General features: G+C 52.9%; 19 protein-coding genes. 6 read left to right on the top strand and 13 right to left on the bottom strand.

Annotated features, from left to right (window positions below):
- Positions 1-47 precede the first annotated feature (47 nt).
- Positions 48-1,850: an ABC transporter ATP-binding protein gene (locus R3C20_12735; GenBank protein MEZ6041366.1), complete on the top strand. Its 1,803-nt coding sequence runs from the start codon at positions 48-50 to the stop codon at positions 1,848-1,850.
- A 7-nt stretch (positions 1,851-1,857) separates the two neighbouring features.
- Complete coding sequence (locus R3C20_12730) at positions 1,858-4,320, top strand: aminoglycoside phosphotransferase family protein (GenBank protein MEZ6041365.1); 2,463 nt, start codon at positions 1,858-1,860, stop codon at positions 4,318-4,320.
- 69 nt (positions 4,321-4,389) lie between these two features.
- Here R3C20_12730 and R3C20_12725 read toward each other — a convergent pair whose 3' ends face one another.
- From R3C20_12725 to R3C20_12715, 3 genes are all read right to left on the bottom strand, one after another.
- On the bottom strand, positions 4,390-5,118 hold the full coding sequence (locus tag R3C20_12725; GenBank protein ID MEZ6041364.1) for a flavin prenyltransferase UbiX: 729 nt from the start codon (positions 5,116-5,118) through the stop codon (positions 4,390-4,392).
- A 169-nt stretch (positions 5,119-5,287) separates the two neighbouring features.
- Complete coding sequence (locus R3C20_12720; protein MEZ6041363.1) at positions 5,288-6,859, bottom strand: arylsulfatase; 1,572 nt, start codon at positions 6,857-6,859, stop codon at positions 5,288-5,290.
- Between the two features lie 665 nt (positions 6,860-7,524).
- Positions 7,525-7,692, bottom strand: a complete 168-nt coding sequence (locus R3C20_12715; protein MEZ6041362.1) for a hypothetical protein — start codon at positions 7,690-7,692, stop codon at positions 7,525-7,527.
- Between the two features lie 79 nt (positions 7,693-7,771).
- Between R3C20_12715 and R3C20_12710 the strand changes: the two genes are divergently transcribed.
- Entirely contained in the window at positions 7,772-8,026 is a 255-nt protein-coding gene (locus tag R3C20_12710) for a hypothetical protein (protein MEZ6041361.1), read from the top strand.
- A 91-nt stretch (positions 8,027-8,117) separates the two neighbouring features.
- Here R3C20_12710 and R3C20_12705 read toward each other — a convergent pair whose 3' ends face one another.
- The 4 genes from R3C20_12705 to R3C20_12690 form a co-directional block, all read right to left on the bottom strand.
- Entirely contained in the window at positions 8,118-8,582 is a 465-nt protein-coding gene (locus tag R3C20_12705) for an RDD family protein (protein MEZ6041360.1), read from the bottom strand.
- A gap of 909 nt (positions 8,583-9,491) precedes the next feature.
- A complete protein-coding gene (locus R3C20_12700) occupies positions 9,492-9,728 on the bottom strand; it encodes a hypothetical protein (GenBank protein ID MEZ6041359.1) in 237 nt (78 codons plus the stop codon).
- 169 nt (positions 9,729-9,897) lie between these two features.
- Positions 9,898-10,179, bottom strand: coding sequence for a hypothetical protein (locus R3C20_12695; GenBank protein ID MEZ6041358.1), 282 nt, complete (start codon positions 10,177-10,179; stop codon positions 9,898-9,900).
- Positions 10,180-10,216: 37 nt separating this feature from the next.
- Positions 10,217-11,197, bottom strand: coding sequence for a DUF1559 domain-containing protein (locus tag R3C20_12690; GenBank protein ID MEZ6041357.1), 981 nt, complete (start codon positions 11,195-11,197; stop codon positions 10,217-10,219).
- 259 nt (positions 11,198-11,456) lie between these two features.
- Here R3C20_12690 and R3C20_12685 point away from each other — a divergent pair, with 259 nt between their 5' ends.
- Positions 11,457-12,818: an HD domain-containing protein gene (locus R3C20_12685; protein ID MEZ6041356.1), complete on the top strand. Its 1,362-nt coding sequence runs from the start codon at positions 11,457-11,459 to the stop codon at positions 12,816-12,818.
- A 184-nt stretch (positions 12,819-13,002) separates the two neighbouring features.
- Here R3C20_12685 and R3C20_12680 read toward each other — a convergent pair whose 3' ends face one another.
- Positions 13,003-14,007, bottom strand: a complete 1,005-nt coding sequence (locus tag R3C20_12680) for a hypothetical protein (protein ID MEZ6041355.1) — start codon at positions 14,005-14,007, stop codon at positions 13,003-13,005.
- Between the two features lie 116 nt (positions 14,008-14,123).
- Here R3C20_12680 and R3C20_12675 point away from each other — a divergent pair, with 116 nt between their 5' ends.
- A complete protein-coding gene (locus R3C20_12675; GenBank protein ID MEZ6041354.1) occupies positions 14,124-14,561 on the top strand; it encodes a hypothetical protein in 438 nt (145 codons plus the stop codon).
- On the opposite strand, the gene R3C20_12670 is transcribed toward R3C20_12675, so the two are convergent.
- The 5 genes from R3C20_12670 to R3C20_12650 all read right to left on the bottom strand — a co-directional run bounded on the left by R3C20_12670 (position 14,558) and on the right by R3C20_12650 (position 18,177).
- The gene (locus R3C20_12670) at positions 14,558-15,034 is read right to left on the bottom strand and encodes a hypothetical protein (GenBank protein ID MEZ6041353.1); all 477 of its coding nucleotides are present in this window, start codon (positions 15,032-15,034) and stop codon (positions 14,558-14,560) included. The genes R3C20_12675 and R3C20_12670 overlap by 4 nt on opposite strands.
- A gap of 20 nt (positions 15,035-15,054) precedes the next feature.
- Positions 15,055-15,717 (bottom strand): hypothetical protein, encoded by a 663-nt coding sequence (locus R3C20_12665; GenBank protein MEZ6041352.1) that lies wholly within the window; start codon positions 15,715-15,717, stop codon positions 15,055-15,057.
- 457 nt (positions 15,718-16,174) lie between these two features.
- Positions 16,175-16,504: a hypothetical protein gene (locus R3C20_12660; GenBank protein MEZ6041351.1), complete on the bottom strand. Its 330-nt coding sequence runs from the start codon at positions 16,502-16,504 to the stop codon at positions 16,175-16,177.
- Positions 16,501-16,911 (bottom strand): hypothetical protein, encoded by a 411-nt coding sequence (locus R3C20_12655; protein MEZ6041350.1) that lies wholly within the window; start codon positions 16,909-16,911, stop codon positions 16,501-16,503. Before R3C20_12655 ends, R3C20_12660 begins: the two co-directional genes overlap by 4 nt.
- Before the next feature lie 249 nt (positions 16,912-17,160).
- Positions 17,161-18,177 (bottom strand): lipase family protein, encoded by a 1,017-nt coding sequence (locus R3C20_12650; protein ID MEZ6041349.1) that lies wholly within the window; start codon positions 18,175-18,177, stop codon positions 17,161-17,163.
- Here R3C20_12650 and R3C20_12645 point away from each other — a divergent pair.
- Positions 18,176-18,595, top strand: a complete 420-nt coding sequence (locus R3C20_12645) for a hypothetical protein (GenBank protein MEZ6041348.1) — start codon at positions 18,176-18,178, stop codon at positions 18,593-18,595. The two genes, R3C20_12650 and R3C20_12645, sit on opposite strands and share 2 nt — an antisense overlap.
- Positions 18,596-18,873 lie beyond the last annotated feature (278 nt).

The raw sequence follows: 18,873 nt of genomic DNA, 5'->3' as shown, positions 1-18,873 counted from the left end.
CTGTCATTTCCGCCGAACTCTGGTCGGCAGGGACTGAGATTACTCATATGACACACAACGATTCACCTAATTTCCGGAAGTTAATCAGGCTGTTGCTGCCTGGCTTCAGAGCACAATGGCAACGTGTGGCGTTCGCGGTTGCGTGTCTTTTTCTGAGCGTTGCTCTGCGTATCCTGGAGCCGTGGCCGCTTCAGTATGTGCTTGACAACATGATCATGAAGATCACCAGGACCAATAGTCTGGCTCTGATCAATGCGTCCAATCCGTTTGCGTCCGTCCATACTTTACTGCTGGTTTGCGCCGTGACCATGATCGGAATCGCAGTGCTGCGGGCCCTCTCCGACTATTACCGCACGATCATTTTTGCGGTCGTCGGTAATCGCATCGTCACGGACCTCAGGTCGCAGGTCTACCAGCATGTCCAGAATCTGTCTCTGGGGTTCCATCAACGTGCCAGAGGCGGAGATTTAACGATTCGTCTGGTCGGCGATCTGAACATGATGAAGGACGTTGCCGTCTCTGCCGCGCTGCCTCTGATCTCCAGCTGTCTGCTGCTTCTTGGCATGGTCGCAGTGATGCTGTGGATGAACTGGCGACTGGGTATGATTGTGCTGTTTATCTTTCCGGCGTTTTGGTTTGTTACTGTTCGAGGCAGTCGAAAGATCCATCGATCAGCAAAAAAACAACGACAGCGAGAAGGAGCGTTAGCCGCAACGGCTGCAGAAGCTCTGTCGGCTGTGAAGTCCGTTCAGGCGATGGACATGGGAAACGCGTTCTCTGAAGCTTTCACTTCCAGTAATGCGAAGAGTCTGAAAGACGGTGTGAGAACGAGCCGATTGACGGCGGGCCTCGAGCGTACGGTGGATGTGCTAATCGCGGTTACATCTGCGGTCGTGCTTTGGAGAGGAGCGGTATTCGTCCTGGACGGCACTCTCACACCCGGTGGGCTTGTGGTGTATCTCGCCTATCTGAAGCGAGGTTTTAAACCGCTGCAGGATTTTGCCAAGTACACCGGGCGACTCTCAAAAGCACTCGCTGCGAGTGAAAGGATTGTCGAGCTTCTGCAACAGAGGCCGGAAATCACGGAGAGCCCGGAGGCCATCACGGCACCGGAACTGACGGGCAGAATACGATTCGCTGACGTGCGATTTGCTTACGGACCTGATCAGATGGTCTTTCGGAATCTGAATTTCGACGTGCAACCCGGGCAGCACCTGGCGGTGGTGGGACCATCCGGAATCGGCAAATCGACCTTGTTCAGTCTGATGCTGCGTTTGTTTGACCCTCAACAGGGCACCATTTACTTCGATGGTCATGACATCCGTCACTGGACGCTCACTTCGCTGCGTCGACGAATGAGCGTTGTGCTGCAGGACAACGTGGTATTTGCTTCCAGTGTGCGGGACAATATCGCAATGGCCACGGAAGACGCGGCCATGGAGCAGGTGGAAGAAGCGGCGCAGATTGCGATGGCTGAAGATTTCATTCGGCAACTTCCTGACGGCTACGAAACGGTCCTCGGAGAACGAGGCGTGAATCTGTCGCAGGGGCAGCGTCAACGACTGGCGATTGCTCGCGCGGCACTACGCAAAGCACCATTCCTGCTGCTGGATGAACCAACGTCAAGTCTTGACCCGGAAAATCGCGCGAAAGTAATCGCATCACTGCGAAGAGTGTCTGTCAACAGAACCACACTCCTGATCACACACGACATGGATCTCGCGGCCCAATGCGATGTCATTCTTTGCCTGTGCCCCGATGGCACCGCCGACATAGGAACGCATGAAGAACTCCTTCAACGATGTGAATCTTACGCTTCCCTTTGCCAGACGCCCGAGCTGATTGCCTGACCTTTAAATGCTGAATTCAACCGAAACCATGCTGACATCATTACCTCCAGACGTCCGCAACCTGAATTCAGTAGCGGCCGAAGCGAACGCAAACATCGTGCGACAGGATTCATCGCTGCCCGGCCTGCAGAATCTGCTGCAGCCGCAATCTATGGAAGCTGCCATCGCCAGTCTCTTGCGGGCGAGGGCTCCGATTGATGTTCGGCTTCATTATCTGAGATACAAACCACATCGCCGCTGCATTGCGTTGCTGGATGTAACGACTGACGGCGTTAGCGCACTGGTCACAGCCACGGCCATGACATCAGACAGCTGGAACAGATGGCAGCAGAAAGCACAACTTGCTTTGGCTGCAGGACATGTGCGACATATCGATGACTGCCGATTGAAGCTGGAACTCTTTCCATTTGACCGACATCTTCGCCACATCGTCAAATTGTCCAGGGAAGAATCCTGTAACAGGCTTCTTCGACGCATTCTGCCGGATATCCACGATTCTCGGCGCCAAAGTACTGAAATAAAGCTGGAGCGACTGGCCTACAAACCTGCTCGACGCTTAGTTATGAGTGTGGCTTGCGACGGAACGTTGCCGGGAAATGAGATCCGCAAGTATGTTGTCAAGTTTCACTCGCAATCAACGTTCAAACGGGTAGCCGACCGGGTTCGAGCCATCGGACGCCTGAACCTGTCGGATCCGATGACGGTTCAATGCTGCAAAAGGTATCAGGCAATTGCAACACCATGGGTTGCAGGACAGAATCTGGCCAGTCTGCTGAGCGCTGACGTATCGGCGATCCCATCCTCGACGCTGCAGGATGTCGGCCGAAAACTGGCCGAACTACATGCCTGTCACCTTCCCGTCGGACTCAACCTTCCGATTGCCCATGCCGCGGATCAGGTGGGTGAACTGCGGCGTCTGGCGGACGACTTGTCCTTTCTTTATCCCCCGCTGGCAGAAGACGTCCGACGGGTGATCCGTTCGGTGATCAGGTCAATTCCGAACGGCGACCGGAACACACTGATTCATGGCGACTTCTATGCAAAGCAGGTGATTGTGGATGAACCGTCCATTCGCTTTATCGATTTCGATGCCGTCAGCATTGGCAGTCCCTGGATTGACGCAGGAAACTTCGTCGCAAAACTGCACTGGAGTCACGTTCGTGGTCAGATGACGAGCGAACATCTGCAATGGGCCATTCATCACTTTAGATACGGCTATCGAGAACGCGGTGACTGGAATGAACCTGCGTTTCGATGCTTTCTGGCCGTCGGACTTCTGAAATCGATGCCGCATACATTCCGGCAGGCCGCAGAGAACTGGCCCGGACTTTTGTCACAGCTGCTGAAAACCGCCGACAAGATCATCGCTCATGATGCACACACCAAAGTTCATCAATTTCACGCTGGTGGTGCGGAATTCGATACCACGGAAAGCTTGCCAAACCGAGACATTTCACCTGCTCGACTCAGTCGTGTGTCAGAGAATCCGCACCTTATCACGGATTCTGTGCGTCGTGCGATGGGCAATTCGCAAACACACCTGGAATCTCCAATTGCGCAGTTGCAGTTCCGGGACGCCAGTGTCGTTCGAATGAAGCCGGACCGGCGGTGTCTGGTGGAATGCCATTTCAGCAGCGATGAAGCGCTCTCGCACGGTGTGAATCATCAGGGCACGGTTGATGATCTTTGCGTCATTGGAAAAATTCGCTTCAAAGGACTCGACCATGCGACGCCTCAGCTGCATCGCAGATTGTATCAGGCAGGGTTGCACGAAAGGTCCGCGACCCGCGTGCCTCGGTTCCTCGGGACTGTCCCCGCCCTGAATATGTGGCTGCAGGAGAAAGTCTGCGCTAACAGTGTGACGGCTGATGCCCGGACACCATTGGAAGTTCATGCAGCCGTTGGACGAGCGTTGGCGGAACTACATTCAATTGATGTGAATGTGGATCGTCATCATTCCATTCACGATGAAATGCAAATCCTTGAACGTCGATTAGGTGAAGTCAGCACGCGACATACAGAATGGAACCGCGATATTGGTCTGGTTCTGAATCGATGTTCTGAACTTGCGGCAGGCCTTCCGAAAACTCCGGACTGCCTGATTCATCGAGATTTCTACTTCGATCAGGTGCTTTATGACGGTACGCAGATCACGCTGCTGGACCTTGACCTTGCAGCCATGGGGACTCCGGAGCTGGATGCAGGCAACTACCTCGCCCACTTGCTGGAATATTCGGTCAGATCACCGAGGGACCGCGACTACTGCCGAGACGCCGTATTTGCCTTCGAAGAAGCGTTCGTTCAGGCTTCATCTTCGGTCACGAGCCAGTCCGTCGCTGCATGGACGATGATATCGCTCGCCCGACATATCTGGATTTCGATTCAGATACACGAACGCCGACACACGACCGCTGAACTGCTGAAACTTCTTTCGAAACCCGACGTTCCATTCCCGTTAATGCACCGATAATGCAGGTCACCATCGTCGACCCGAAATTCCGATCACCGATCAACTGGCAGCTGAACGTCGCAGCCGACATCAAGCATCCTGACTGTCAAGCCCCCAACGATGAGACAGCGTGTGGTCGACACCAAGCTGATCACAAATTCTTGCGACAATAAAGTCGATCAGATCGCCGATCGATGAGGGTTGATGATAAAACCCTGGCATCATCGGCAGAATTGTCGCGCCAGCCTGAGAAAGGCGGTGCATGTTATCGATGGCAATTGTGCTTAACGGTGTTTCCCGAGGCGCCAGCAGCAGCGGCCGCCGCTCTTTCAGATGAACGTCTGCGGCACGCTGAATCAGATTTGTTGAGGCTCCACAGGCAATGGACGATAACGTGCCCATCGAACACGGACAGATCACCATTCCCCGGGTACGAAAAGAACCGCTTGCAATTCCCGCGCTATAATCATTCGGTTCGTGAACGACGAGAGAACCTCCGGGAGAACCTCCGGGAGAGCTGCCGCAGGAAATCCCTTCGACGGAACGAAATCCCCACCGACCGCAATGGCCCGTCGTCAGAGCAGTAGCAAAGAACTGTCGCCATTCGTCGAGATTGGAGTTGTCCCCCGGTGGCGTTGAGGCAATCTCACGATGGGCAACCTGCCGTGCAGCACCGCTCATCACCAGATGCAGCTGAATGTCGGACTGAAGCAGAACCTGTGCCAGCCGAATGGCGTATGCGGTACCGCTTGCTCCCGTGATCGCAAGCACAATCACATCGGACACCGGTTTGTGTTGATTCATCTGCCTGAAAGACATCAATTGTTCCAGGAATTGCCTATCGCCATCAAATCAGCAGAGTTGCTGCGATGGCGATACCGCAGCCAGCTTGCCGCATTAACAGACGGCATTCAGGCCCCACACTTTATATCCCGCTTCGCACCATTCACGGCTCTACGGTCCAATGCTCCACGGTCCGCACAGATGATTATGGGGCCTCGATTAGCTGTGCCAGCTTCTTCTTCAACTGCTCGGCCAGATCCGGATGCTTGTCTATGATGTTCGTTGTTTCGCCCGGGTCTGCTTTCAGATCGTACAGCTGAAACTGTTGAACCTTTGTGTTTGTCAGTTCCTTCTCGACCACAACATTCCGGGCTGTTTTGCGATCATAACGATGCAGTTTCCACTGACCTGATCGGAATCCGAATGTCCCACTGCTGCCATTATCCTGTTGCACCAGATGTTCGCGGCCGCGAGCCCCATCTTTCCCCAACAGGCAATCCATCACATCCTGGCTGTCGCTGAAAGCATTCTCCGGAACAGGCTGATTCGTCAGCGCCGCGCAGCTCCTTGCCAAATCGATCGTGCAGACGATTTCCTCGGAGACACCTGGCTGAATCCTGCCTTTCCATCGGGAAATAAATGGTGTGCGAGTTCCCCCTTCGAAAACGCTGTACTTGCCTCCTCGAAACGGGCCTGCCGCCTTGTGCGTACCAATTTTTTCTATCGCGCCGTCTTTGTATCCGTCATCAAGCACGGGGCCGTTGTCTGAACACACAACGATTAAGGTGTTTTCGGCGATGCCCAATTGATCCAGCGCATTCGAGATTTCACCTACGCACCAGTCGAACTCCACGATAGCGTCGCCACGAAAACCAAGAGATGTCGCACCCTGAAATCGTTCATGAGGGATGCGGGGGACATGAATGTCATGTGACGCGAAGAAGAGAAAGAAGGGGCGGTTCTTGTTCTCTTTCATAAACTTCACTGACTGCTCGACCCATTTATCAGCCAGATCCTCATCCCGAAATCGCGCCGAATGACCTCCGGTGTAAAACCCAATCCGACTGATCCCATTGTGAATCGTGGAATTGTGGCCATGCGACCAATCCATTTTCAGCGAACCCCGATGCGTGATTCCTGTGGGATGGTCCGCCGATGGTTGCGAATTACCAACCCAAAGTGGGTCTGCAGGGTCCAGATTGGGGACTCGATGGTTATGAACATAGACCTGCGGTACTCGATCATTGGTTGTCGGCAGCAGGAAACAGGTGTCAAACCCAATTTCCAAAGGCCCGGGTTTCAATTCTCCGTTCCAGTCCGGGCCTTCGGGGCCCCCAAGCCCCAGATGCCACTTTCCGATAACAGCCGTCGCGTATCCCGCTGCGTGCAGGATGGATGCAATGGTTTCAGTGCCTGGCTTGATGATCGCCGGAGCATTCGGAGGAGCAATGCCGGTTCGTTCGCCGCGAAACGCGTACCTGCCTGTCAGGAACGAATATCGAGTCGGTGTGCATGTCGATGCAGAACAATATCCATTGGTGAATCGGCGCCCTTCCGCCGCAAGCTTGTCAATATTTGGCGTCTGTACCGACCGCGCGCCGTAACAGGATACGTCGCCATAGCCCAGGTCGTCGGCCATGATGACGACAATATTAGGATGTGGCTGGGATTCGCGGGCTTGAGCGGCCAGGCATGTCGCTGGGGTCAGGTGTGTGAGGAGCAGGCTGAACGCAATGGCGCTGACAGACTGCCTGAAGTTCGCAGGGATTAGCAACATTCTGGTTGTCTCGAACGTGTAGTGGTGGAAGGGCCAAAGTCTCACTTCGTGCGGCAAATACTGGAATGAGTAGATTGTGACCCGAAAACTTATGGCTTTCGTGTAACTTTCAAGTCTGTTCTGCGAAAAAGGCCACACAGCCCGGGCGGCAATTGATGTGGCACTGGGGAAGGCAGGAACAGGAGTGTCCAGTCCGCACGCCATTTTATCGTCCGGCAGCAACCGGACACAACCGGACGGTTACGTTTATCGCCGGGTCGGTAGTTTGATCGGTGGGGAGAAAACCTGGATGCAGGAAACCAGACGCAATCAAACAGACCTGAAGTCTTTTGTCTTCCCATCGTTCGCAGAACCGAAACGACCAGGGCCGCGTTCATCAGGAAACCTTTGCCGGACCTGCCGACCCTGATCCGGAATGGTTTCACCAATTCGGAATACGCTTCCATTGAAACCCACACTGGCTAAGCCAGCGGCACACTTCAGTTCGCTGCAATCGGATTCCGACAAACATTCGACGGTGCCACCCCGCCGTTTCCGTTCTTTCAGCACTCCGAAAGAAACGATTCCTGACACCTTTTTCTTTCCAATGAAACACCGACCAAAAACAAGCCTTCTGGCCCCTACATCGAACACCGAACCCATGCCTAAAAAAATCCAACACGCCCTCACGAACCAACAGCAATCAACTCAACAAGAATCACGCTCGAAGATCTTTCTTCAACGTCATTCCTGGCAAACCCAAAGACCGTCGCTGACACATTTTCCCATCCGAGAAAGACATTGCCGAAGAACGCCGGCTCGCTCATGTCGGCATCACTCGCGCGATGGATCATCTGACACTGACTGGCGCGGCATCACGAATGAAATGGGGGCAAGCGACGCGAGAGCAACTGCAGCCGATTCCTGTTCGAAATGCAGAACGATCCCGGTTCAAAACTGAACGAAGAACACATCGGCGAAGACGGCGAACGTTCATCACTGGTCCCTATCGATTTTCGAACAGTCTCACCCCAATCCAAAATCACGCCCGTCGCATCCCCCTTCTCACAACAACACAAACCGGAACTCACGCAAAATGAATTCGAAGCCCCGCCGTTTCAGAACGAGCGAACGATGGAAGAATGCCATTGTGCCAGGCTGGCGTTACACCATTCGCACAGTGCGTAAAGCGGTCGCGGATATAGCCTCCCACGCACTATGCCCCACGCGGAATGTTTGTCGGTGTTAATGACCACTTATTGGCCGCTCGCCTTGGGTATCATCGCTTGATTACTAGTGTCCTGGCGATCATGTCGTGCCACCCTTGCTTCCTTCTGGACCATATGGCCCAGATAAATCCGAGGCCAAGGGGGAGATAAGACACGATCTTTGTAAAATTGCGTCCAAACGATCGCGCTATGCTCAATCGGTCGCCGTTCTCATCCGTGACTCGAACGCCTACCAATCGCTTTCCCAAAGTCCCCTGCATCGCAGAGCCTTCGAGTAATCCACAGTAGATGATGTAAACGACGAAGGAAAAATCCCTGATTTGATTTCGCCGCGCTAAGAAATCTATCCGATTGTCGATGTCGTCCCTTGCAGCTACATACTGCCGAACCGCTTCGTCAAAGCCCAGGAAGAAGTAAAAAATGGAAGCGACGGCCAGAGTGATCGGTACAACATCGATCAGGTACGCAAGCAGACGAGCACCAAATCCTGCCAATGGTCTAGTGAATGCGTCCATTTCGGGCTCGTGGAAACTGCCTGGCGGGTGATACGGATTCGCTGGCCCGGCAATCTCTCGCAATATAGGCGCGCCTACGACAGGGCGTGAAGTGTAAATAGCCTTCTGTGCGACAGGTGAATCAGGCGGGAATTGTGCATCGTGTACTGCCGGGGCACTGGGAATATCAATTAAGGTATTGCAGTTGGGGCATCGGTTGTCGGCAGTTAAGGCATAAGTAACGCCGCACTTGTTGCAAAATGCTGAAGTCATCGTTGCTCTGGAGATTCTGTTTGCTTGCATGATTCATCACGGCGATGAATGCGATGCACGGCAGTCTACTGACGGCAGGATGCGCTGTCACGAGCGTCGGGGCTTGCGTGAGTGGACAATGAAACAAACTTGTGAGGCACTGTCGGGGCCATCGGCTGTCTTAATTTGTTTCAAGATTGGAAGGCGGTCTCCTTCCACGATTGTTGATTTTTGATCATGGCGTAGAGAGTAACGAGTAGTTTCGCATGACGGCGAAGAGCACGGGAGCCATGCGCGCGCGGAGCGTGGGCATCCTTCGTACGCTTCGTTACCCTCCAGGCAAACTCAAATGGTGTCAGAAACCGATTATTTAGACTTGGGCCGCCCTTGAGGCAGAGTGATGATTTCCAGGCCTGGTTTCTGTGTCGCAGTGGTGGACCAGGCTTCGTCACCGAACGGAGAACCTCGGTTGACGCTCCGGCGGAGTGCGGTGAGTTCCGCTTCGAACTGAGGCGAAATGACATGTTCCAGCCATCCGGGACTTCGGCGAAAGGGCCATGCCGACAGAATTTCCTTCTCGGCCGCTGTGCCTGAGTGCCAGCGATCGAGGCTGCTCCAACGTCATTCTTCCGCCCGTGTCACCAGATTCGCACGCAAAGCATTTCGTTCCACATACCGTCAGGAAGTGGTGATCTTCCTGCACTGGAGATGATTTGAATCGTCCCTGATAGACGTGCCCTGAACCGGTCGATGGCGATCCGCGTGCCATCGCTGCGTGTGAGTCAGGGTCAGCCAGCCAACAAATCGAGACAGCTCACCCTCTTCCCGTGGCCACACCACCAGGTACCAGTGATTTCCCATCAGGCAATAGGAAAGCAGCCGTGTTCCTGTACTGGCCACCGCTTCCTGAAGCACGGTCTGGAACGCGATGAAGTCTTCATTCTACGTAAAGATCGGCATCCGCGCGTTCGCACGGTTCAGCGCATGATAAACCCAACCACCCGGAGCCGCTCGCTTTGGTCTTCCCATCACAAAACGATAATCAACTCACTCGCAGTTGCCAACAAACGGTTCCTGACACCTTTTAGCTTCCCGAGGATTGGGGTACCAAATTCTCTGTCCAGTTATCATCTGGTCCCACTTTGGAGATCCGTTCTCCAAGAACTGTCGAACCATTCTTGATTCGAATGCGAATGTCGGCATCGGCAACACCTACGCCGGTACTGTCGATGTTTGACGAAGTGCTGTAGTCGTCATTGGCGACGGGATTGTCGATTGTCCAGGCGGCGCTGGCAACAGGTGTCTGAAGCAGACACGCGACCACCACAGCATGTCGAATTGCATTGTCCAGAGTTTTCCGACTCATAACTTCTTCTCCCTCATGAATTTTGAACGTTACTTCCTTAGAATCCCTCCGTACCCTCTCTGCCGCTTCGTGTGGCAGATGCTCTCCAAATATCCTTATCAATATCGTTGCCGACAAAGCGAACAGACCCATCTGCCAGTCCAATGTTCACACCTCCGGTATGCAGGCTGTTGGCGACATAGGATCCAAAGAGTATGCTGTCCTGAAACGAACACGACTTTCGATTAGGCGTTTGCGAGTGGTTATACAGCGTATAGGCCCCATTTCCGCTGAGCCAGTCTCTGCCACGATCGATGCTGCTTAAGTCTGCTGTGGTTGGCAGGGCGTCGCAGGCGGAAAGAAAATCTTCTAGGTCAGCATCCTTTGCGCCACCAAATCGCCAGACAACGCGAAACGGTGCCTCTCGTTGCTCATCTGGGCTGGCGTCTGTACTGACAAGAGATTCAGAATAGGCGACTGTGTTTGAAAGTCCGTCCACGATCTCGGCGGCGGCAATTGGCTGGCCACCGAATCCGTCAATTGGGCCGAACATGCCCAGAAATTGCCCGTTGGATTGAACTCCCGTCCCACAATTCCCAACATAATTTGTCTTATTTGTATTTACGGACACGCCATCCATGGGGCAGTGCAGCAGAGGAATTGGAGTGTTTCGGACATCGGAATTGACCGGCGAATCGTAGTCCTGAAAATCAATTCTCGAAAAAATAGCTGTTTGTTCTATGTCTGGTAGAATCCTGGCGAACATCGATATGCCATTGATGTTCCCTGGCGGGAACAAGTTATAGCGATCGTGGTAATTGTGGAGGGCGACGCCGAGCTGCCGAAGATTTGACGCACAATGTGCCCGGTGGGCCGCTTGTCTCGCCTGCTGGACGGCGGGCAGAATCAGGGCCAGTAAAATCGCAATGATTGCTATCGAAACAAGCAATTCCTGAATTGAGAACCCTCGCCTAAGAATTACCAATTCGCACGAGAGGGCATATTCGCTGTACTGTCGTGGGTAGCGGTTACTATTCATCACCATCACTCCCTTTCGTGCCGCCCTGGTAGCCTCACGCGTGGTTCGTATCGTGTTTTTTTGAAGTTGGCAATTCATGTCGGCAGTTCGAGAGATCCTGAATTGAAACTGACTGACCATCATTGTCCCTCGGTCGCGCGGGGTGCATCCGCTGAATGGAGGTCGTTGTTGCAGGAATTGAAAAGAGGGGTACCCTGATGGGTGAATATTTCCTGCAACAAGAGGCTTGGAGCCTCGCAGACCCAGGGAGGGTACCCCCATGAAAGTAGAAGTTAATGTAAGGATTGATGGCCGGGAAGTGGCAACCGTGGAAGAATGCATTGCCGGACCGGCGATTGAGGTCGAGCAGCAGACAGAAGCTTTGAAGGATCGGGTCGGACAGGTGGTTCTGGCGGAAGGCTTCTTGCAGTTAGCCGCAACCCTCAGACACCCGTGTTGCTGTGGGAAGTCGATGCAGAACAAAGGTCAGCGGACCGTCACCATCATGAGTCAAAGCGGCGAGATCTCTTTCAAACGGACTCGGTATTGCTGCACCGAATGTGGCCATTATCAGACTCCTGCTGATCGCGTGATCTGTTGTGGTCGACACCGCGTGACACGACATCTGGCGAAGCAGATTTCCCAACTTGCAACGATCGAACATTTCACGCGGCTGGAACAACTCATGGCCGACCAGCACGCTGTTCACATCGGCCACGATGAAATGCTGCAACTGGTTCATGATGTCGGAGGAACTGTCGATGCTCAGCGGCAGATGGAAGCCGTTCGAGCGATCGAGCGTCCATCTGCAATCACAACCCGGGTCCGGCCAAAGCAGGTTTATGTCAGCTGCGACGGCATCATGTACTGCACAAATCAGCGGGAAATATGCCCCAATGATCCCGATCGACATCGCATGATCTGGCGTCAAATGCGAGTCGGTTGCGTGTACTGGCAGGATGAAGAAGAAGAGCATTGGCACAAGCAGGTGATCTGGGGTCAGGAAGACCTGCCGACTTTCTCAGCATCGTTGTATCGACTGGCGTGCGAATGCGGTTATCGCGAAGCAGAGGAAAAGATTTTCGTGGCCGATGGTGGCGAGTGGTGTTGGGGCATTCAGGACCAGTACTTCGTAGACTCCATTGGTATTCTGGACTGGTATCATGCTACCGAACACATCTGGGACTGCGGTAAACAACTGCATTCTGATCCGCAACAACCAATTCAGGGCAGCATTCCTCCGCTGCCGCTGGGTTCATTTGGTGACGACAGTTCGCTCAACGAGACCGTCCGTTTTTCGCTGGCGCAGCACCTGGCTGACGTCTCTCATGAAGTCACACGACTTACGAACAATCTCCGCGTTTCCGAGTCGCTGAAAGAAACACTCGAAACCGCTGCTCGCTGTCACGATCTGGGCAAAGCTGATCCCCGGTTTCAGGCGATGCTGCTGTACAAACCGCTCAACATTGCCTTCATGCAGTCGAAGTTGTGGGCGAAGTCAGGCGTGCCCGGTTTCAACGCCGCGAACACGCTTCCCACGAACTTCCGTCACGAAATGCTTTCGCTGAATCTTCTCGACCGGATCGACATCGGAAAGAGTGACGAAGACGTATTGCGACACGTCGTGGCCGGGGGGGAATGAAAAAAGCTCCCCAGCTATCCGCTGAGGAGCTTTGTTCACAAGAGTCTTTGCTTGCAAAGCTTTAAGTTAATACACCCGCCAGGGCTCGAACCTGGAGCCTTCGGTTCCGAAGACCGAGGGCAACAAAAAACCCGCTCTGAAAATTCAGAACGGGTTAGTCTCGAGATTGCTGTGCGAACACGAATTAACCAGCTGGAATTGATTTTCCGAGGATTTCAACCACCGGATTAATATGCTGAGGCTCTTGCTCAGAGGTTTCGAACCCCGTTGGCCGTGGTGAGAATGCAGACTGTGCAGCATGGAGAAGAATCGCGTCTTTGATTCTTTGGTCAGCAGCTCCCTCTATGAAAGTCTGAAACGTACGAAGCGCATTCGAACGATGTTTATTCACGGTCTCATTGTGCTTTTCAGCCCGATAATTAGCTGCACACCAAACTGTGAACAGTGATAGCGTCGATAACACAATCAACTTTGAGACGACCACTTGAACCGACGCAGCGACGCTTGAGATCTCGATTCCATATGAAACCACTAAGAGAACCACTGCTGTAACCAAAGTTATGGCTGACATTGTGAGGGTCCAAGTATGCCACAAATCTGATGCAATGAGGTGTTCTTTGGCAGCTTCTTCATAAATCTGCGCCTGAGATGTTACACCCATCTTTCCGGCTTGATCTTTAATAGCGGCAATTGCCGCAGCTGCTTCTGATTGCCCCTTGGCAAGTGTCTTCATGCCCCCGTCGAGTTCAGACTTTAATCTCTGATGGAAACCCTGTGCTTCGCGTTCAAGCCTTAGATAGTCGGATGACTGAGATGCCGTAAACGCAAGCGGCAACATCAAATGCTTCATTATTGGATCGTACAGAGTCATCCATTCGTTCACGATTGCATCTTTGTTTGCTGCCGGTGTCCCCTCTTTCAGGCTAAAACTCTGAATCTGATTCACCATATGAGTGACACGTTCGGCTTGAGCTTCAATCTGTTTCAGACTGTCAAGCGTGAGCCTCGAGATATCTCTCTGCTCCAATTGGGTGAAAAGCGTTAATAAGACCCTCGCTGGTTCAACAATGTCCGCGAAGTTGATTTCAGTCGACAATTCTCTTCGGGCGAGTTTGTCCGGATCAACCGCAGCCAATGCTCTAAGTTTATCCTTTGTCGTTTCAATCTGCTTCAGCCGTTCCGCAGTCATCACATCCACCTATTTCGAACAATGGTACCACTCCGGAACAGAGCATACATTGCGTGTTATGCAAAGTCACCCATGGGGGATCGTTTTCCTGGGCGCTGATCCGAGCGGATACCGCCTTGCAGCTTCCCTTTTTTCCCGGCAATATTCGCATGGGGGGGCTAACCTACACCGAAGACAGCGACGACGTGAAGTCGATTCGCCGCGAATGCCTGAACCTTCAGGACTGGCAAAGCCAATTGATTCGTTCACTACGCTCGAGCGGGTGGACGGTCGGAATGTTGCTTCATTGTCTGGCACCGGTCCCGTTTCATTGGGTGTTGTTGTTGCACCACGAAAGCAACTTCAATTTGTTGGACGAACTGACGCACAAAGCCAGCCTGGCCGCGCAGGTTTGCGGAACCGATCGGCGTCGATGGATGGCTCTCGCTTGCAAAAGTCTGGCCGTTCGTGGCTGGACGCCGACCATGATGTCGCACGCCTGGGATATCCCCAAAACAAATATCTATCGCTATCTCGAACTCGATTTGATGGTTTACGGCACCCTTCCGCCCTAGACGACGAAGAATTCTGCCTGTACTTCACTCAATTCCGAGGTCGACATCCTTTCCTCGTAGCACTTTCCGTCTTGAGCTGGACTCATCAATATGAGATTTGGCGTATCCGATTCAAAGCCAAGCAAGAGTCGACAATGATGGACCTCAACTAGTTGCTTATGTTCTTGTGACCAAGCTTTGTGGGTTAAGACAAGGGCGTGGGCAACCTTGCCACCTGCGTTAATAAAGTCTTGGAACTCACCGACGGAGTGAATGTGCACCGGTTTACTTCCTATCTCGAGCGTGGCAATTATCCTAATTGCGTCGCCAATACTGGTAAGACCAAATCGGTTTTTCCACTCAGGGAGAGCTCCTTCAAACATGTTCACAAATTCGTCATCTAGGATGGGCTTACCTCGAAGTTCAGCGAGTGCGATTATACAACGCGGGACACATGAGTAGAGATTCCACTGACTTCGCTGTTCAGGCGTCATAACCAACCCTTTCGTTCAACTCAAATGCCTGTCGACTCAATCACACCAGGCAAGTCTTGGATCAACTTCTTTACGTCACGTGCGTCAAGTTCTGGTTTGTTGTGTGCCGCGTCGTTACCAATGGATGTTAGACCTTCGATGAGCTTCATTTTCGTCTTAGAATAATGTTCCTTTCCGTACAACGCCTGATTGTAATCGTGAACGGTAGGACGTTGCTTCGAAGGAAAGCATCCAACCAAGTCACACGTCGAACGCAGGTGTTCCTCTAAGACTGCCCTTCCAATTACTCCAGCAGCAAGATAGTAACCGGCATTCAAGAGTTGTTGTGCTTGGTCCAATAGGTCTGCAAGAGTCTCTGCCTTCACAAGTTGGGTAAAATTCTTCAGGTGATCGTGTTCCAATTCGTGCTGAATCGCTTGAAGCGTTCCGAGTATCCGTTTTGTGAATGTAAGGGTGTTTAGGTCGGGATCCGTCGTAAGTAATTCTCGCCACGGCCTCGCAGCAGTTCCAAGTAGATGGCCAAGTGACTTAACTTTCCCGAACCATTTGTGCATAGCTTGGAGATCAACAAACGTTGCAGAACCGATAATTTCAGTATGGAACTTGGTTGCGGCCACGCTGTCACCCTCGCTGATCAACTCTGTCACAATCTGAAGCAGCTGCTGTTTTCGTGACTCATGCATGCCCAGCGGCTTTCTGAAATTACTGACTGCTTAACGAGGAATCGCTATTTGTCCGGCCCGAAAAATGTCGCCATTGTCTATCAAGGGCACATGACGACGAAAGATATTGATTACCGCAACCAGAAGAACCAAATCACGATCAGCACAAATATTATGAAAGCGATGAAGGCAGGAGGATTACAACTCTTGTTCTCGTTGCCTGGATAACCCGTCCGATATGGGGCTGAAACGTAGTCGCCCCGCAGGTCGGAATCAGCTGCACTTGAACGCGGAGGAGGAGGCGAATCTTGCGCAGATGAGCTACCGCGACTGGAACCAGAACATTGATGTCTCCCACTTCCATCGACTTCGAATGGTAGCCATTTTCCATTCTCCATCTGTGCCATGCGGATTCTAGATCCGCAGTTCTCGCAGTTCCTGATAAATGATTCGCCCATTATCGCGACCTCACGCAGCATCAATTTGCATCTTCTGTCACTTCGAATCCCAATGGTATGAAGTAGATTTTCACTGTGTCTTGTGAGGCCCACACGGAAAACTCATCGTCTTTTTCGGCAGGTAGCATTTGAGATGCATTGACATCAAGTACTCCATTCACATACGCCAACCGCTTTCCGGATCCGTTGACCTCAGCTGTGGCCGTGGCATAGCTGGGCCCAGAATTTGAAAGCACAATGAAACCTGTAGAAGGAGCTTTGTAAACCTTCTGGTCTTTGTGGCTCGTGCCATATTGCACTTCGACAGGTGTCCCGAGTGCAACTCTTAGTGAACCAACCTTCTTGGTCAATGAGTCAATCTCGGGAGCAAGGTTTTCGACAACCTGGTCAGCTTCAACCTTCTTCTGATTGATCGATTCGAGCGAGGCCTCAGCAGATTGTTTTGCAGCGCTTTGATCTGTGCCGCTTCAGCCAGGGCTGTCGATTTCCGTTGCTCCAACTCTTCAATGAAGTTTTTCGGTAACAATTCTTCCACCTTTTCCGCTGCTACATTCGCCGCCTCAGTCGTGGCCACTGTAGTAGCTGTGTCATTCGCTACTTTCTTAGCGGCTGTGTACGCCGCTCCAATGTTACCAAGACCCAACACGCCCAAGCCTACAACAATCAGCTTGATGGATTGAAGGCGGACAAAGAAATACTCCTTGTTCAGGTGGTCTTCGACAGCCTTGAAATCGTCGGCATTCATACTGCTGGTCATTCTTCCGTTTTCCGATCAGACTTAAGCCCACTCGTCTCCCAACACGATTGCACATCAATTATCGGGTTTGGATGGAAACAAGCGGTGGGGACATCACAACGCAGGAGCGAAAGGGCAATTGCAACTGAGTCACCTAGGGTGTTTTATTTATTCAGCGAATAAATTCAAGTATCCCAAATCCTTGTAAATAAAGGTGAGAAACACCCTTCCGCGCTTGCCAGATTGCCTCGATTCTTTGCTTAAACCAAGTCACGGAATTCGAACCCGTTCCAAGTGTCGAACGTATTCGGCGACGGAATGGTCGGCGATTGAATCCCCGATGATTCCGGCGGCCAGTGGTTTGATTCGCTGAATCAGTTTCAACGGCCAGGGAACGTTCATCGTCACCATTCCGGCGGGCCAAATGTAAAGTTCGTCCCCGGCGTGTTGATACCCGCAACTTGTCGGCGGGACGGTCGGAACGATGTCGTTGTTGTTTCGGTATCGAATGATTCCGAAATCGCCCTGTCCCGGCGCGTAGGTCGTCGCCGACTCGACATATTTCGCGAAGGCCGTGTCGCCCGCTCTCATGCTTCCAAACGTTATCAAACCGGCCGGAAGGATGTCGGCGTTGTGTTGAACTCGGGCCATCGCCTGGAGGGCGGCGACCGTGATTTGAGCCAACCCGCCCCCCTGACTATGTCCCGTGACATAGATTTTTCGGCCCGCTCGAATGTGTCCTTCGATGATGCGACAAAGCTTCCGACCAACGACACCGAATTCGCCCGCCAGTCCGTCGTGAACCGTCCCGTCGATTTCGATGGCCTTTTGTGTCCCGTTCACGTCCGGAACGTTCACAGTCAATTTTCGGCGGCGGCCTTTTCGGTTCGCTTTGATCTGTGCCCAGTTCAAAAGATTCGTTCCCCGCCAGACAACAATCGTTGAAGGCGCGGGGCCGTCGTCGCGGTACACAATCGCGCAAACGGCGGCCAGGTCGGGCGTGGTAACCAGGCGGTCGAACTTCCATCCATCGATTGCCATTGCTTCCGGCAATGATTCCTGGCGCCCATAGACCGCGGCGCACAAACGGGCGCAGGTTTGCGACATCGCCAGCATGGGGGCCGTGACAAATTCGTCGATAATCGGCGACCCGTCAGGCAGTATCAACGCCGATTGGTATTTGCGCCGCAACTGATCGACCAAAGTCGCGGCCGACTTGCCATTCGATCCGAAATCCGAAACCGACCCATGGGACGAACGGATTTGGACGAAGGCCAATCCGAACATGGGTTATTCGGTCGACTTCAGCAAGTACAAAAAACACATCAACGAAGCGCTGAAGTCGCCCCTCAAACGGAACCGTTGTTTGAGATATTACGGGAACGTGAAAGTCTCGAGCTCGGAACGACTAATCGACCCGCTATTGTGGCGGCGAACGTCCGGACGACCTTACATTCACGACGGCCAGTTCTGCCGCGGGGCGTTCGACCTGGGACGTTGTGACGACTTCGCGTCGTGGGCGTTGACGTTTCCCGGTTTGCTGGACGAATCACCGACGGCCGAAGACATCGAAGACGGCGCGACCGCCCTTCATACTTACGACATCCTGACGAAGTCCTACACCTGCGAAGCTCGAGCCGAATCACTGATGAACGACCAGGTCGAAGCATGGATCGAAGCGGGACTTCTCGAGGTTCGAGGGTAAGTTCAGCCAGCCATGTCGCGCGAAGAATGTCTTTCGAGAACCTGATGTTCTCGAATTCAGACGTCACCTGTAGATTCGACCGCTGGTTGATCCAGCGAAGATAGAAGATCGCGGCCTATGCCGTTCTGACCGATGACAACGCGACGCTGAGTTCTCGCGTGATTATTGCGTGGTGGGATTTGACGGCCGACCGCACAGTCAGCGACACCCAAACGCTAACGTTGCAGGATTGCGAACTTCGTTTGACGTAGTCGACCGGGTGAACTTTGATTGATTCA

It is taken from the genome of Planctomycetaceae bacterium (assembly GCA_041398825.1).
Classification (GTDB): domain Bacteria; phylum Planctomycetota; class Planctomycetia; order Planctomycetales; family Planctomycetaceae; genus F1-80-MAGs062.
This window is presented reverse-complemented; position numbering and strand designations above follow the sequence as displayed.